Annotated in this window: 10 protein-coding genes; 7 read left to right on the forward strand and 3 right to left on the reverse strand. The window is 71.9% G+C overall.

Going from position 1 to position 15,845, the window contains the following annotated elements; all coding sequences use genetic code 11:
* Window positions 1-26: 26 nt before the first annotated feature.
* Together ACFP1K_RS29380 and ACFP1K_RS29385 are read right to left on the reverse strand one after the other, a co-directional pair.
* A complete protein-coding gene (locus tag ACFP1K_RS29380) occupies window positions 27-3,809 on the reverse strand; it encodes an SDR family NAD(P)-dependent oxidoreductase (RefSeq protein WP_380759305.1) in 3,783 nt (1,260 codons plus the stop codon).
* Complete coding sequence (locus tag ACFP1K_RS29385) at window positions 3,806-4,591, reverse strand: thioesterase II family protein (protein WP_380759307.1); 786 nt, start codon at window positions 4,589-4,591, stop codon at window positions 3,806-3,808. The genes ACFP1K_RS29380 and ACFP1K_RS29385 overlap by 4 nt, the downstream gene beginning before the upstream one ends.
* A gap of 1,329 nt (window positions 4,592-5,920) precedes the next feature.
* On the opposite strand from ACFP1K_RS29385, the gene ACFP1K_RS29390 reads away from it, so the two are divergent.
* The 7 genes from ACFP1K_RS29390 to ACFP1K_RS29420 all read left to right on the forward strand — a co-directional run bounded on the left by ACFP1K_RS29390 (window position 5,921) and on the right by ACFP1K_RS29420 (window position 14,269).
* Window positions 5,921-6,895 (forward strand): ATP-binding cassette domain-containing protein, encoded by a 975-nt coding sequence (locus tag ACFP1K_RS29390; RefSeq protein ID WP_380759309.1) that lies wholly within the window; start codon window positions 5,921-5,923, stop codon window positions 6,893-6,895.
* The gene (locus ACFP1K_RS29395) at window positions 6,892-7,722 is read left to right on the forward strand and encodes an ABC transporter permease (protein ID WP_380759311.1); all 831 of its coding nucleotides are present in this window, start codon (window positions 6,892-6,894) and stop codon (window positions 7,720-7,722) included. Before ACFP1K_RS29390 ends, ACFP1K_RS29395 begins: the two co-directional genes overlap by 4 nt.
* A 39-nt stretch (window positions 7,723-7,761) precedes the next feature.
* Window positions 7,762-8,454, forward strand: a complete 693-nt coding sequence (locus ACFP1K_RS29400; RefSeq protein WP_380759313.1) for a hypothetical protein — start codon at window positions 7,762-7,764, stop codon at window positions 8,452-8,454.
* Between the two features lie 111 nt (window positions 8,455-8,565).
* Entirely contained in the window at window positions 8,566-9,207 is a 642-nt protein-coding gene (locus ACFP1K_RS29405) for an FMN-binding negative transcriptional regulator (protein ID WP_380759315.1), read from the forward strand.
* A gap of 402 nt (window positions 9,208-9,609) precedes the next feature.
* Window positions 9,610-10,197 carry an LmbU family transcriptional regulator gene (locus ACFP1K_RS29410; protein WP_380759317.1) on the forward strand — a complete coding sequence of 196 codons (588 nt, stop codon included), beginning with the start codon at window positions 9,610-9,612 and terminating at the stop codon, window positions 10,195-10,197.
* Window positions 10,198-10,362: 165 nt separating this feature from the next.
* On the forward strand, window positions 10,363-12,648 hold the full coding sequence (locus ACFP1K_RS29415; RefSeq protein ID WP_380759319.1) for a S9 family peptidase: 2,286 nt from the start codon (window positions 10,363-10,365) through the stop codon (window positions 12,646-12,648).
* Between the two features lie 322 nt (window positions 12,649-12,970).
* The gene (locus ACFP1K_RS29420; protein WP_380759321.1) at window positions 12,971-14,269 is read left to right on the forward strand and encodes a lysine N(6)-hydroxylase/L-ornithine N(5)-oxygenase family protein; all 1,299 of its coding nucleotides are present in this window, start codon (window positions 12,971-12,973) and stop codon (window positions 14,267-14,269) included.
* Window positions 14,270-14,271: 2 nt separating this feature from the next.
* On the opposite strand, the gene ACFP1K_RS29425 is transcribed toward ACFP1K_RS29420, so the two are convergent.
* Window positions 14,272-15,845 (reverse strand): helix-turn-helix transcriptional regulator (locus ACFP1K_RS29425; protein ID WP_380759323.1); only part of this gene is annotated, 1,574 nt, incomplete at its 5' end.

Consider the following 15,845-nt stretch of genomic DNA (forward strand, 5'->3'; position numbering starts at 1 on the left):
GTCGCGGCGCGGGCGCCGCGACGCGATCAGGGCCGCCGCGCCTTCGCGACGGCGTCGGCCATCGCGGCCACGGTGGGGGACGTGTACAGCTGGTGGCTGGTGAGCCGGACCGACAGCCTGCGGTCCACGAGCGTGAGGAGCCGGGTGGCCCGCAGGGAGTCGCCGCCGAGGTCGAAGAACGACTCGTCCCTGCCGACCACCGGCCGGTTGAGGGCTTCGCACCAGATGCGGGCGATCAGGCGTTCCAGGTCGGTCGCGGGCTCGGCGGCCGTGCGGCCCGCCCGGTCGGCGTCCAGCAGCAGCCGCGCGGCGTCCACGCCGCCGTCCTCGCCGCCGGGGATCCGCGGCACCCGCACCACCCGGATCGGCACCGGGCACCGCCGCCCGCTCGGGGCGAGAGCGGTCCGTATCCCCGCGAGCGCGGCCTCCTCGCCGGTGTAGGCGACGAGCAACTCGCTCACGCGCAGCCGGTCGGCGGCCAGCTCGTCGACGATCGCCGGGTTCGCCAGGTCCAGCCCGGCGAGGAGGTAGTGGTGCGGCGCGGTGACGGCCGTCAGGAACAGGCGCAGCCCGTGGGCCGGGTCGATCGGGCGGAACCCTCGGTGCCGCGCCGCCGCGGTCGGCTGCGAGCGGTTCATCCCGGTCCCGGTCCACATGCTCCACCCGACGCAGCGCACCGTCCGGCGGCGCTCGTGGTGCCAGTGGTCGGCGAAGCCGACGAGGAAGCTGTTGGCCGCCGAGTACGCCCCGAAGGAGTGCCCGCCGAACTCGCCGTTGACCGAGCCGAACAGCACCAGGCTCGCGTCCGGCCGGGACTCGAGCACCTTCGCCACGGCCAGCGTGCCCGCCACCTTGGCCCGGTACTGCTCGGCGTACGTCGCCGCGGACTCGCGGGCGATCGTGTGCCGCTCGGTGTCCGCCCACTGCCCGGTCGGGTCCGCCCCGGCCAGGTGCAGGACGCCGTCGATGGGGCGCTGCCAGCGTGCCTCGGCGGTCCGCGCGGCGGCCTCGGCCAGGCCGGGCTTCGCCACGTCGATCAGGTGGTACTCCACCTCGCCGAGGGTGGAGAGCTCCTTGAGCCGCTGTTCGCGTTCCCCGGTGGGCCGCGACCGGCCGGCGATCACCAGCCGGACGCCGTAGGCGGCCAGGAGATGGCCGCAGATCTCGTGCGCGATGCCGCCCAGCCCTCCGGTGACCAGGTACAGCCCGCCGGGGACCACGGGCGGCCCCGCGGCGGCGGCCGTGTCGTCGTCCACGGGCACGAGGCGCGGGCGCCACCGCCCGCTGGGCCGTACCGCGACGACACCGGCGTACCGGCGGTCGGTGAGCTCGGCCAGGACCGCCTCGCGCCACCGGCTCGGCTCGGCGGGCAGGTCGGCCTGCCGGACCACCGCCGGGGCGAGCTCGGTGGCGGCGGTCCTGATCAGCCCCGGCAGCGCGCAGGTGCCGAGGTCGACGGCGTCGCCGTCCTCGACGTGCACGGCTCCGGCGGTCAGCACCAGCAGGAGCGGCCCGCCGAGGTCCCCGGCGGCGAGCGCCCCGGCGAGAGCGGTCACCTCCGCGGTCACCGCCGCCAGCCGCGCCGCGGGGTCGTCGTTCCCGGCCGCCCCGGGCAGCGCGAGGACCACGGAGGAGATCGGGCCGTGCCGTTCGGTCACCGCGGCCAGCAGGCGCCGCACGTCGGCACGCCGGTCCGCCGCGACGCGGTACCGTCCGGGCGCCTCCAGGCTCATCCCGTCTCCGCCGCGGATCGCGACGACGGCGCCGTCCAGGCCCAGCCGCCCGAGGACGGCGTCCTCGCCGATCACCAGCAGTGTCCCCGTCCCGGCGGCGCCCGCGGCGGGGAGGGGGAACGGCGCCCACTGCCGCCGCACGAGCCACGTGTCGGAGCCGCTCTCGGGCCCGGCGCCGATCACGCGGTCGTCGAACGTCCCCGCGCGCAGCTCCCGCACCAGCGCGGCCCGCTGGATCTTCCCGCTGCCGGTCTTGGGGAACTCAGCCTCGGTGACCGGGACCAGCACGTCCGGCACGAGCCCGGCCTCGCGCCCGAGCGTGGCGCGGATCTCGCGGGTGAGGGCCTCCGTCGCGCCGGGGTCCTGCCGCTCCGGCACGTAGAAGATCACCAGCCGGTCGGTGCTCTCGCCCGGGTCGCGCAGGCCGGCGGCGGCCACGAAGGTGACCCGCACGCCGTCCACGCGCTCGACGACGCTCTCGATCTCGTGCGCCAGGTGGTTGACGCCGCGCACGATGATCTGGTCCTTGACCCGCCCGGCGATGACGACCTCGCCGTCGTGGACGAACGCCAGGTCGCCGGTGCGGAACCAGCCGTCCTCGTCGTACGCCTCGCGGGTGGCCTCGTCGTTGCCGAAGTACCCGCTCATCATCGTGCCGCCCGTGATGCGCAGCTCTCCCAGGCGGTCCTCCGGGAGCACCGTCCCGCCGTCCCCGACGACGCGCAGCCGGACCCCGGGGATCGGGCGGCCCACGGTGGACAGCACGACCGCCTTCTCGTCGCGCGGCGGCAGGTGGCGGATGGTGCCGCCGAGCGTCGCGGGGTCGATCGCGACGGTGCCGGCCGCGGGGTCGTCGCGGTTCTGCCGGGTGTAGGTGACCCCGGAGCACGTCTCCGACATCCCCCAGGCCGGGGTCATCACGTCCGCCCGCAGCCCGTGCGGCGCCAGCAGCGAGAGGAAGCGCTGACTGGTCGCGGCGATGACCGGCTCGCCCCCGTTGACCATCTCGCGGACGCAGGACAGGTCCCACGACCGCTCACGGATCTCCGCCGCGTACTCGTTGACCATGGAGAAGGCGAAGTTCGGCGCCCAGGTGTTGGTCACGCGGTAGCGGTCCATCCAGTGCGGCCACAGCAACGGGTCGCCGAGGAAGTGGTCGGTCCTGGCGTTGACGTGCGTGCACCGCAGGACCAGGTCGCGCACGTTGTACATGGCGACCGTGACGTGGTCGAGCGGCATCCAGACGAGGCCGACGTCGTCGGAGGTGAGGCCGCAGTGCTCGGCGACCGCGAACGTCCGGGCCAGCAGGCTCTCGCCGGTGTGCCGCACGCACTTGGGCACGCCGGTGCTGCCCGAGGTGAGCAGGTTGAGCACCGGGTCCCGCGGTGTGGCGGGGAACCAATCGTGGTCCGGCGCATTCTCCAGCAGCTCCTCGACGGTGCGCAGCCGGACACCCGGCTCGCCCCAGAGGGCGCGCACGCCCCCGAGCGCGGCGGCGGTGGCCGTGTCGGTGAGCAGGACCGGCCGTCCCAGCAGGTTCCAGGCGTTGTGCAGCCTGCGGGTCACCTCGTTGTGGGCGTCGTACGTCGTGGCGACGGCGACCGGCGTCGGCACGAACCCGCCGAGGACGCAGGCCCAGAAGGCGGTGATGAAGCCGCGGTTGTCGCCGAAGACGAACAGGGCGGCGTCCCCCGGGCGCAGACCGGCGGCGCGCAGGCCGGCGAGCACCCGCTCGGCGTCGGCGAGCAGCTCGGGGTAGGTCTGGAGCACGTCGTCACGGTCACGCCGGATGTAGACGGTGCCCTTGCCCGGCGCCTGCTCCGCCGCCGCGCGCAGCGCGTCCCGCAGCGTCGCAGGCGCGCCTTCGGGGATCCGCGGGGGGCCGCCGTACAGCTCCGCCGGGGGCCGCCGCGGCGCGCCGGCCGTCGCCGGGACCGCCCCGGCCGCGGGGGCGGGCCCGGTGAACCGGGCGCGGCGCCGCAGGACGGCGGCCGCGTCCGTCACGCCGGGAATCGCCCTGGCCGCCGCGAGAACGTCGTCGACGAATCCCGGAGCGACGAATTCTGGAGATGTCATGCGTTTCTCCGCCCGGTCGTGGCCGCGAGCATCGTGTCCCCGATGAACGACACCACCTCGGCGGCGGCGTCGTGGAAATAGAAATGACCGCCCGGGAACACCCGGATACGGAACTCGCCCGTGGTGGCGCTTTCCCACCCGGTCACCGAGGTGAGCGGCGCCCGGGGATCGGATTCGCCGCACAGCACGGTCACGGGGCACTCCAGCGGGTCTTTCCGCGCCGGGGGGTCGCGTTCCCAGAGGCCGAAATCCGTGCGCAGCAACGGCAACAGCAGGGCGATGGCGTCCGGGTCGCCGGACAGTTCCGGGTCTATACCGCCGAGGGCGAGGACCTCGGCGAGGAACTCGTCGTCCGGCAGGTGGTGCAGCCGCCGGATTCCCGTGGTGCCGGGAGCCGGTTGCGCGGAGAGGAAGAGGTGTTCGGGACCGGGTCGTCCCCGCGCCCGCAACGCGCAGGTCAGCTCGTATGCCAGGGCCGCGCCGCCGGAGTGGCCGAAGAACGAGAACGCGCCGCCGAACTCCGGCCGCAGGGCGTGCAGGAGCGCGGTGACGAGCGGCCCGGACTCGCTGAAAGGCTCCTCGGCGACGCGATTCTGGCGGCCGGGCAACTGCACCGCGACGAGTTCCGTCCCCGGTGGCAGAAGCCCGGCCCAGCCGGCGAACGCGGAGGCGCCGGCACCGGCATGGGGAAAGCAGATCAGCCGGTGCGTGTGCCCCGGATTCCTCGCCCGCCACACATATCGGCTCTCGGGGAGGAGTTCACAGCCCCATGACGAACCCATGCGATTTCACCCCCTGCTCGTGAAGCGTCCGTGGAGTATTCCGCCGGCCCCGCGGGGAGATTCCCCGGCCCGCTACGAAAAGGGGGCCTTACTGCGGATCAGGCGAACCTGGGAATTCGGCCGGCCCCGCTAGGAAGATGCGGGCCGCCGCGACGCCTAATACATTCATCGCCGCGGGCGGAAACGTCAAGCGACACCGGCTGCGCCCGTTTCCGCCCGCCTCCGCTGTCCGGTCGACGGGACGCGGGCCCAACCGGCCACCCCCGACTGCCGTCCGGTGAGAGGTCCCGCCGGGCCGCCCTCAGGTCCCTGGACCGAGGGGCCGTCCGGAGAGGGGTCTCGCCGGGCCGTCCTCGGGTCCCTGGACCGAAGGGGGGCCGGGCCCCGCGGCCGTAAGCGGATCGGGAACCTTGACCGAGGACGGGCAACGCAATTCCTGATTCCGTTGCCCGTCCGGGGATGTGGCCCTCGGACCTGCACACCTCCGGCTCGGCCGGATGGCCGGCCGGAGTCGGGCTCGACGGCCGTAAGCGGATCGGGAACCTTGACCGAGGACGGGCAACGCAATTCCTGATTCCGTTGCCCGTCCGGGGATGTGGCCCTCGGACCTGCACACCTCCGGCTCGGCCGGACGGCCGGCCGGAGTCGGGCTCGACGGCCGTAAGCGGATCGGGAACCTTGACCGAGGACGGGTAACGGAATTCCTGATTTCGTTGCCTGTCCGGGGATGCGGTCGGTGACGTCCCGCCAGGTGGTGTGATTTCCATGACCGTGATCATGAACGCGCCGCCCTAGGCGCGAGGTAGCGGGCCATCGACGCCCTTCACGAAGATCCCCAGGAGTTACACCACTTCAGGGGACGTCACCATGCGGTCCTCGGACCTGCACACCTCCGGTCCGGCCGGATGGCCGGGCGGAGTCGGGCTCGACGGCCGTAAGCGGATCGGGAACCTTGACCGAGGACGGGTAACGGAATTCCTGATTCCTTTGCCTGTCCGGGGATGCGGTCCTGGGACTTGCATACCTCCGGTCCGGCCGGATGGCCGGGCGGAGTCGGGCTCGACGGCCGTAAGCGGATCGGGAACCTTGACCGAGGACGGGTAACGGAATTCCTGATTCCGTTGCCCGTCCGGGGATGCGGTCCTCGGACCTGCACACCTCCGGCTCGGCCGGACGGCTGGCCGGAGTCGGGCTCGACGGCCGTGGGGGGCCTGGTTCCACGGGACTTGCACAGTGTTCGAAAGCCACTTGCACAGCGCTCAAGTTCTACGTAACATCCCGAGTTGAACACTGTTCATGACTACGTCGAACCCAAACCATGGGGTCATCATGACCGTCCCAACCAGCCAGTCAAGCGGTACCAGCACCGCTGTCCGGACCGCGATCGACGTCCGTGGACTCCGCAAGTCCTACGGTGATCAGGTGGTCCTCGACGGAATCGATCTTTCCGTCCCGGAGGGGCAGGTCTTCGCCCTCCTCGGCCCGAACGGCGCGGGCAAGACGACCGCGGTGCGGGTGCTCTCCACGCTGACCTCGCCCGACGACGGCGAGATCCACGTCGCGGGATACGACGTGCGGCGCGAGGCGCTGGCGGTGCGCTCGGTGATCGGTGTCACCGGCCAGTTCTCGGCCGTGGACAACTACCTCAGCGCCGAGGAGAACCTCCTGCTGATGGCGGACCTCTGGCATCTGCCGAGGCGCGAGGGCCGCGAGCGGGCCGCCGAGCTGCTCGGCCTGTTCGACCTGGCCGACACCGGGAGGAAGCCGGTGTTCGCGTTCTCGGGCGGCATGCAGCGCCGCCTGGACCTCGCGATGACCCTGGTGGGACGGCCGCGGATCATCTTCCTCGACGAGCCGACCACCGGCCTGGACCCACGCGGCCGGGTCGGCATGTGGGACCTCATCCGCAACCTGGTCCGCACCGAGGCCACCACGATCCTCCTCACCACGCAGTACCTGGAGGAGGCCGACCAGCTGGCCGACCAGGTCGCCGTGCTCGACGGCGGGAAGATCGTCGCCCTCGGCACCGCGGAGGAGCTCAAGCGGCGCGTCCCCGGCGGTCACCTGGTGCTGAACTTCACGTCCAGGACCGCGTTCGAGGCCGCCGCCGCCCGGTTCGACGGGGCCACCCGCAACGATGAGGACCTCACCCTGCAGGTCCCCAACGACACCAGCGCGCGGTCGGTGCTGGAGGTGCTCAACCGGATCGACGTCGACGAGGTGCCGCACATCTCGCTGCACACGCCCGACCTCAACGACGTCTTCCTCGCCCTCACCGGCCAGCAGCGAAAGGCCTCGTCATGACGACCTCCGCCGCCGTCAGTCCCGCCGCCGCGCCGCAGGTCAGGGTCTACCCGCTGCGCGACCTGTCCACGATGCTGCGGCGCAACATCAAGAACCAGCTCCGCGACAAGGTGGCCGTCGGCGCCATCATCGGCATCCCCGTGCTGTTCCTGCTGCTGTTCAACTACGTCTTCGGCGGCGCGCTCGGAGACACGGTGAAGGCCGGCGGTTCGGGCAGCTACGTCAACTACCTGCTGCCCGGCCTCATCATCATGACCGCCGCGTCGCAGCTGATCGGCACCTCCACGCTGACGAGCGTCGACATGACCGGCGGCATCTTCAACCGCTTCCGGACCATGGCGATCTACACGCCGTCCATCCTGGTGGCCCGCGTCCTGTCCAGCGTGATCCAGGCCCTGCTCAGCATGGCCGTCGTCATCGGGATCGCCTTCCTGATGGGCTTGTCGCCGACCGCCACGTTCCTGGAGTGGCTCGCCATCCTCGGCTTCCTGGCCTACGTCAGCTTCACCCTGTGCTGGCTGGGCCTCGCCTTCGGCCTCGCCGCCAAGTCCGTCGGCTCGGCGAGCAACGGCCCGTTCCCGCTGGTGCTGCTGCCGCTGGTGGGCTCGGGAATCGTGCCGCCCGAGTCGATGTCGGCCGGCGTGCGGTGGTTCGCCGAGTACCAGCCCTTCACCCCGATGATCGACACGCTGCGCGGGCTGATGTTCGGCACCCCCGTCGGCAACAGCGCGATCATCGCCCTTGTCTGGTCCACCGGGTTCGGCGTACTCGGCCTGTTCTGGTCACTCAAGGCGTTCAACCGCGAGCGGCCCGACCGGCCGAGCTGACCGCGGGCCGCGCCCCGCGGCCCCGAGTGGAGGGATAACGTGCCCACCTTCAGGACTCCCGAGCCCATCAAGGCCGAAATCACGCTGGCGGTCGGCGAAGTGGCCATCATCGCCGGCGACCGCGACGACACCGTCGTCACGGTGGCGCCGTACGACCCGGAGCTGCCCCTCGACGTCAAGGCCGCACGCGAGGTCGACGTCAGCTACACCGCGGACGGGCTGCGCATCAGGCAGGGCCACCCGTGGCGCCACAGGTACGGCCGGGACTCGGCTCCCGGGACGGTGTCCATCACCGTCGAGCTGCCGAGCGGCTCCGAGGTCCGGGGGAAGGCCTATCTGGGCACCATCCGGGGCGAGGGCCTGCTCGGCAGGTGCCGGTTCACCGCCTACTCCGGCCAGCTCCAGCTGGCCGCGGTAGGGGGCGACCTCCGGGCCAGGAGCAACAACGGCAGCATCCTCGTCCAGCGCGCGGACGCCAACGTCGACGCCAGGACCAAGGTCGGCAACATCGTGGTCGGCGAGGTCCTGCGCGGCACCGTCGACCTGGTCACCCAGGTCGGCGAGGTCGAGGTGGGAGTGCATCCCGACTCCACCGCCGACCTGAACGCGCGGTCCAGGCTGGGCCGCGTCCGCAACACGCTTCCGGCCGGGCGCCGCCCGGCATCGGCCGCCGCGACCGTGAGGATCCGGGCACGCACCAGTCTCGACGACATCATCATCAGAAGGTCCTGACCCGATCACCATCAGATGGTCCTGATCCGGTGCCCGGCGAAACCCGCATCGCCGGACCCCGAAGGGCTGCCCACGCGGAGACACGATCCCCGCCCGGCCCAGAGAGGTCCGATGTTCGTACCAAGTCACTACCGGCCGCCCGACAGTTCGTGGATGGTCGAGATCATCAAGAACAACCCCCTGGCGCAGCTGACGAGCAACGGCGAGCCAGGGGACGTGCCGTTCGCCACGCACCTTCCCGTCGTCCCGGAGTCCTTGGACGACGAGGCCGCCGATCTGGCGGGCAGCGTGCTGCTCTGCCATCTGAACAGGGCGAATCCCCACTGGTCGGCGCTGGAGGACGGCACGGCCGTGCTCCTGACGTTCACCGGGCCGCACGCGTACGTGACGCCGGCGGTCTACGAGTACACGCCGGCCGCGCCCACCTGGAACTTCACCGCCGTGCACGTCCGCGGGACCGTCGAGAAGATCGACTCGATCGTGGAGACCCTGGGCGTGGTCACGGCCACGGTGCGCGCCTTCGAGAGCAGATTCGGCAGCGACTGGGACATGACCGGGTCGATCGACTATTTCCGCAAGATCGTGCCCGCGGTCGGCGCCTTCCGGGTCCGGGTGACCGGCGCACAGGGAATGTTCAAACTGAGTCAGGAACAGAGCTCTGAGGCCCGCGACCGGGTACGGCGGTCGTTTCTCGGAAATCCGAGCGCACGCCACCGTGAAGTGGCGGGACTAATGGACCGTTTGAAACGCTGAACCGTCATCGCGTTTCGCGGCCGCAGCGCCGCCGCCGCCCGCGCGGGGCGTTGAATCCTATGCTCTCGACCAGGGATCACACCCGTGCGTGCGCATAATGCCCGCATCGGCCAATGGGATATTCTCCGGGCCTTCACGTGTTCTACTACGCATTCTCGGAGACGCTGGCCCCGTGTTTCCGATTACGCCATTGACGAAGTCAGGGGCGGCTTGTAACCGAGTCGCCTTCGAAAGTCAAGTACAGTGTCCCCTGTACATCAACTCTCCGATTGCTAATAATGTTTGCGGGTGATGAGGATGAGTAATGCGAGAGTAATACACCACGCAACTCCTGTGACCGTCCGCAATCGACTTCCCGGCCCACGGTCAGGCCACGCCGACGACGGCGCATTGCAGGGGAAGGTGCTGACCACAAAGGTCGGTCTGCGTCTTCCGCCTACGCTTTCCTTTGACGAATGGGAACTCGCGGGGCGCCGTCTGTCGGGCATCATTGACTCGTCGTGCTGGTGGCTCGGGGACTGGCTGGTCTTCGGCAAGGACAGGTACGCGGACAGGTACCAGCGCGGAATCGTGGCGGCCGGTCTGCAGTACCAGACCTTGAGGAACTACGCCTGGGTGTCGCGGCGTTTCCTGTTCCACCGCCGCCGCGAGTCACTGACCTTCCAGCACCACGCCGAGCTGGCGTCCCTGCCCGTCGAGGTGCAGGACAACTGGCTGGACCAGGCCGAACAGGGAGGCTGGACCACCAAGCAGCTCCGCAACGCCGTCCAGCTCTCCCGCCAGGCGGCGCTGCCGGCCTCGGCCGCGAGCCGGAGCGAGACCGTCGAGAAGCTCGCCCTCCCCGGCGGCCGCGTCGACTGCTGGCGCAAGGCCGCGGAGCAGTCGGGCACCGCACTGGAGCAGTGGGTGCTCGCCACCCTGGACCACGCGGCGGAACAGATCCTGGGCTCGGCCAAGCCGGCGGCTCTCAACGCCGCGGTCAACATCTAGCCCCTCTACCTTTCTTCTCCGCACCGTCGCCGGCCCGCGCCACCGAGCCGGTCGGGAGTCTCCGGCGCGCGACGAACCGTCCCCGGTCGTCGTCCGCGCGGGCGGCGGGCGATCTCCTTGCTCCGGCGGCGGCCGGACCATGTCCAAAGAAAGAAGGTCTTGGCTGTGGAGTCGAGGCAGCTTGCCGTCCAGGCCTACGAGACCGCGGAGCGACTGCTCCGCCATCGCCGCTCCGACCTGGTCAAACGATCAAAGGTGACGCCCCGGTGGCTGGACGGGGGGGAGCGGTTCTGGTACACGGCCGACACCGGGGACGGCAGGAGGTTCGTCCTCGCCGACCCGGAGAAGGGCACCCGCGAGGACGCCTTCGACCACATCCGCCTCGCCGCGCGCCTGGCCGAGGCGTCGGGTCAGGACGTGCACCCGGGAGCGCTGCCGTTCTTCGCGATCGCCCTGGTGGACGACGCCGTGGAGTTCGACGCCTTCGGCGCGCACTGGCGCTGTTCCCTCGCGACCTACGAGTGCGGCAAGTCCGAGGCCGCGCCCCCGGGCGACCCGCTCGCGGTCGTCTCACCCGACGGCCGCCACGCGGTGTACCGCTCGGGCCACGACCTGCGCCTCCGCACGCCGGACGGCGACCGCGCGCTGACCGCGGACGGCACCGAGGAGCAGGACTACGGGGCCAACCCCGACTACCTGATGTACTCGACGCTGCTCGCCAAGCTGGGCCTTCCGCACATGCCGCCCGCCGTGGCGTGGTCGCCCGACTCCACCCGGGTACTGACCCACCGCACCGACATGCGCGGCGTGCGCCGGTCGCACCTGTCCCGCAGCGCGCCCCCCGACGGCGGTCCCCCCGGGACGCTCACCGTGCGCGCGGCCCACCCGGGCGACGACCGGATGCCCATGGCCGAGTTCCTGGTCGTCGACGTCGCCACCGGCTCGGTGGTGCGGGCCGACGCGGAGCCGGTGCCGATGCCGCTGCTGTCGCCGATCTTCAGCCGGTGGGCGTGGTGGTCGCCGGACGGCTCGGCCGTCCACTACCTGAGCACCACCCGGGACGCGCGCACCCTCAGCCTGAACCGGCTCGACCCCGCCTCCGGCGCCGTGCGCACCCTGCTCACCGAGACCGGCGAGACGCGCGTGGAGCCCACGCAGCAGCAGCTCGGGCCGCCGATGGTGCGGATGCTCTCCGGCGGCGAGGAGGTGTTGTGGTACTCCCAGCGCGACGGCTGGGGACACCTGTACCTCTACGCGACCGGCACCGGACGGCTGATCGCGCAGGTCACGTCGGGGGAGTGGGCGGTACAGGAGATCCTGCGCGTCGACGAGGAACAGCGGCTCGTCTGGTTCACCGCCTCGGGCCTCGTCGAGCAGGACCCCTACCGCAGATCGGTGTGCAGGGCAGGGCTGGACGGCTCCGGCCTCACCCGCGTGACCGACGACGACCTGGACCACGTCGTCACCGTCGCGCCCGGCGGGCGGTACTTCGTCGACTCCGCGTCCACCACCGGCACCCCGCCGGTGATCAGCGTGCGCGCCTGGGACGGCCGGGTGCTCGCCGAGCTGGAGCGGGCCGACGTCACCGGCCTGCTCGCCACCGGCTGGGCCCCGCCCGAGCGGATCCGGGTCACCGCCGCCGACGGCGAGACCGAGATCCACGGCCTGCTCTACCGGCCGCACGGCTTCGACCCGGAGCGCCGCTACCCGGTCGTCGACACGCCGTACGGGCTCCCCACCGCGAACCGCGTGAGCCCGTCGTTCGACCCCGGCGCGTACGGCGGCGACGCCGAGGCGCTGGCCGCCCTCGGCTTCGTCGTCGTCGCGATCGACGGACGCGGCTCACCCGGCAGGAGCAAGGCGTTCCACGACGCCTCCTACGGCGACCTCGGCGACGCCGCCGGCCTGTCCGACCACGTGGCGGCGCTGCGCGAACTGGCCGCCACCCGGCCGTGGATGGACCTCGGCCGGGTGGGTGTCACCGGCATGTCCGGCGGCGGCTTCGCGGCCGTCCGGGCGCTGCTGCGGTACCCCGAGGTGTTCTCGGTGGGCGTCGCGGAGTCGGGGATGCACGACTTCCGGCACGTCGACCTCGGCCTGGCCGAGCCCTACCACGGCCCGGTCGCGGAGGCCGACTACGTCGCGGCCTCCAACGTGGAGATGGCCGACCGGCTCCAGGGCAAGCTGCTGCTGGTGCACGGCGGCCTCGACGACCGCGTCTCCCCGCACCTGACCCTGCGGCTCGCCGAGCGCCTGATCCGCGCCGACAAGGACTTCGACCTGCTCATCGTCCCCGACTCCGACCACATCTACTTCGGCTACGAGCACTACGTCACCCGCCGCCGGTGGGATTTCCTGGTCCGCCACCTGCTCGGCCTCGAACCGCCCGCCGGGTACCGCCTCTCCCCGGTCCCGTTCGACATGGAGGCCCTCGCCGAGCTCTTCGGCTGACGGCGACCCGTTCACCCGCTCGCGCGACCCCACGGGGAAACCACGCCGAATTTCACCGGGGCGCATGCCGCCGAGTGAATTCCGTGGCCATCCCCGGGGGCGCGCGGCCGGGGCGGGGCCGCATCCTGTGAACTGGAGCGGCGCCTGTCCTGTCGGCCGGACACCGCGCGCTCCGCGGCCCCGGCGGCCGAATTATTGAGCCCTGCGGCGGACTGTCGTAAATTAATTCCTGAGGCGCATCCGTTTTTCGAGGTCGAGGATCTCTTGGGCGGAATATCCGGCCGATCAGATTAAGTCTCAGATCCGCTCGCAGAGGAGTTCCATGCGCATCCGAGAAGACCAGGTATACGAGATCGCCGGTATCGGCTTCGGCCCGTCCAACCTTTCTCTCGCGATCGCCGTCCGGGAACACCCGTCCAACATTCCGGAACGGCCGGTCACGGCGGTGTTCTTCGAGAGGCAGCCCGAGTTCGGCTGGCACCGCAACATGCTGCTGCCGGACGTGACGATGCAGGTGTCCTTCCTCAAGGATCTCGTCACCTTCCGCAATCCGGTGTCCAGGTTCGGTTTCGTCTCCTACCTCCATCAGGCGGGCCGCCTTCCGCGGTTCGTCAACAACCAGGATTTCTTCCCGACCCGCGCGGAGTTCCACGACTATCTGGAATGGGCGCAGGCGTGCTTCGCCGACCAGGTCTGCTACGGCTCCGAGGTGGTGGCGATCGGGCGGCCGTCCGGCGACGGGCCCGCCGGGTGCCTGCGGCTGGAGGTGCGGGACGCCGCGGGGGCCGTCCGGGTGGTCCACGCCCGCAACGTCGTCATCTCCACGGGCCTGGTGCCCCGGATGCCGGAGGGCGTGAAGCGCGACGACCGCGTCTGGCACAGCTCGGAGTTCCTGGAGAGGTTCAACGGCGCCGACCGGCACGAGCTCAAGAACGTGGCGGTGGTCGGTGGTGGCCAGAGCGCGGCCGAGATGACCCGGTTCCTGTACGACGAGCTGCCGCACGCGCAGATCCACTCGATCGTCCCGTCGTACGGCTACTCGCTGGCCGACGACACGCCGTTCGCCAACCGGGTGTTCGATCCCGAGGCGGTGGACCACTACTACTTCGCGACCCCGCAGACCAGGGACGACTTCTGGCGGTGCCACCGCAACACCAACTACTCGGTGGTGGACAGCGACGTCATCCGCGACCTCTACCGGCGCTGGTACGGCGAGGGCGTGCGCAACACCAGCCGTCTGCGCTTCCTCAACCTCACCAGGCTGACCGGCGTCAAGCGGGCCGGGAGCGAGACCCGCGTCGTGCTGCACTCGCTCCTCGACGACGAGATCCAGGAGCTGTCCGTCGACGCGGTCGCCTGCGGCACCGGCTACGACGCCATGGACCCGGTCCACCTCCTCGGCGACCTCGATCGGCACTGCCTGCGCGACGACTCGGGCCAGCTGCGGGTGTCACGGGACTACCGCGTGCTCACCACCCCCGAGCTCTCCTGCGGCATCTACCTCCAGGGCGGCACCGAGCACAGCCACGGCCTCAGCTCCTCCCTGCTGTCCAACATCGCCCTGCGCAGCGGTGAGATCACCGACTCGATCATTCACGGCCTCCCCGATCCCGGCAGGTGACCTCACCGGCACCCGCCGCGGTCGGGCACGACGGCGTCACGCACGACTTCGCCGGTCAGGACGCGGTCGAGCTGGCTGCGGGACGTGATGTCCAGCTTGGCGAAGATCTTGCGCAGGTGGTACTCGACGGTGCGCGGGCTCACGAACAACCGGCTGCCGATCTCGGAGTTGGTGAGGCCCGTGGTGGCGAGCAGGGCGATCTGTCCCTCCCGGGGGGTGAGGTCGCCACCGGCGGGGCCGCCGCGCCGCTGCGCGGTCTCCCCGGTGGCGCGCAGTTCCCGGGCCGCGCGGTCGGCGAAGGCCGCCATGCCCATCGTCGTGAACATCTGGTGCGCGGTGCGCAGCTGCCGGCGGGCCTCGATCCGGCGCCGTTCCCGGCGGAGCCACTCACCGTGCAGCAGGTGGGCCCTGGCGAGGTCGGGGCGTAGCCGGGTGCGGCCGAGCCGCTCGATCGCCTCCCGGTAGAGGCTCTCGGCCGCGCCCTGCCCGCTGACCAGCGCGCGGGACCGGGCCTCGATCCCGAGGGCCCAGTCGGACGGCGCGGCGTGCGCGCTCCGCGCGAGCAGCTCGACGGCCCGGGAGGCGAGTTCGCGGTCGCCGCTGCGGACGGCGGCCTCGGCCAGCTCGGCCGGCGCCCACTGTGACGCGGCGCCCGGCGCGGGCGCGTCCGCGACGGCCCGCAGCGCCGCGGCGCGGGCCCGGTCGTACCGGCCGAGGCCGTTGTAGAGCACGGCCCTCGTCCAGTCGGCGACGGTCATCCCGCTTCCCTCCCCGCGGGACGCCGCCTCGCTCGAACCGGTGCGCGTCAGCTCCTCGGCCTCGGCCTCGCGGCCTCGCCACGCGGCGATCGCGAGGGCGCCGTGGTCGGTGATCCGCAGCCCGGTCGCCGCGGTGATCGACCGAAGCTCCGCGCTCAGCGACGCCGCCTCGTCGAACTCGCCCTCCAGCAGGTGCACGGTGACGCGCGCGTTGAGAGCCAGGGGCATCTCGGCGAGCGCGCCGGAGTCCCGGGCGAGGGCCACATGGCGGTCCGCCAGCGCGCGCCAGGCGTCGCCGTCCCACAACGCCATCGCGGCGGTGGAGGCGAGCCAGAGCCGCCGCGGCTGCTCCCCGGCGGGGACGCCGTTGCCGAGGAAGACGGCCACGGCGCGGCGCAGCGCCGGTGCCGCCGCGCCGGCCCCCGCGGTGAAGAGCGCCGCCAGCCCGTCGAGCAGGGGATCCCGCGCCTGGCCGGGCCCCGGCGGCGCCGCGTGGACGGCGGCGGCGACGTCGCGCGGGCCGCCGTCGCGGACCGCCAGCCGACCGGCGAACATCGCCGCGGAAAACGCCTGCAGGTAGGTGTCGCGGGCCGGCGCCGGGTCCAGCCGGTCGAGTTGCCGCGCGGCGTCGAGCAGCAGCGGCGCGGCGGCGTTCCCGCGGCTGGCGGTGAACACGACCTCGGCGTGCAGCAGGGCCGCGCGGGCCCGCTGCCGCTCGTCGAGCGGGCCCGCCAGGGCGACCCCGAGGAGTCCCGACGCGGCGTCCGGCGCGCCGGCCTCCAGCTTGACGCGGGCCGCGGCCAGCGCGCGCACGGCGC

This window comes from Sphaerisporangium aureirubrum (genome assembly GCF_042658925.1).
Taxonomy (GTDB): Bacteria; Actinomycetota; Actinomycetes; order Streptosporangiales; family Streptosporangiaceae; genus Sphaerisporangium; species Sphaerisporangium aureirubrum.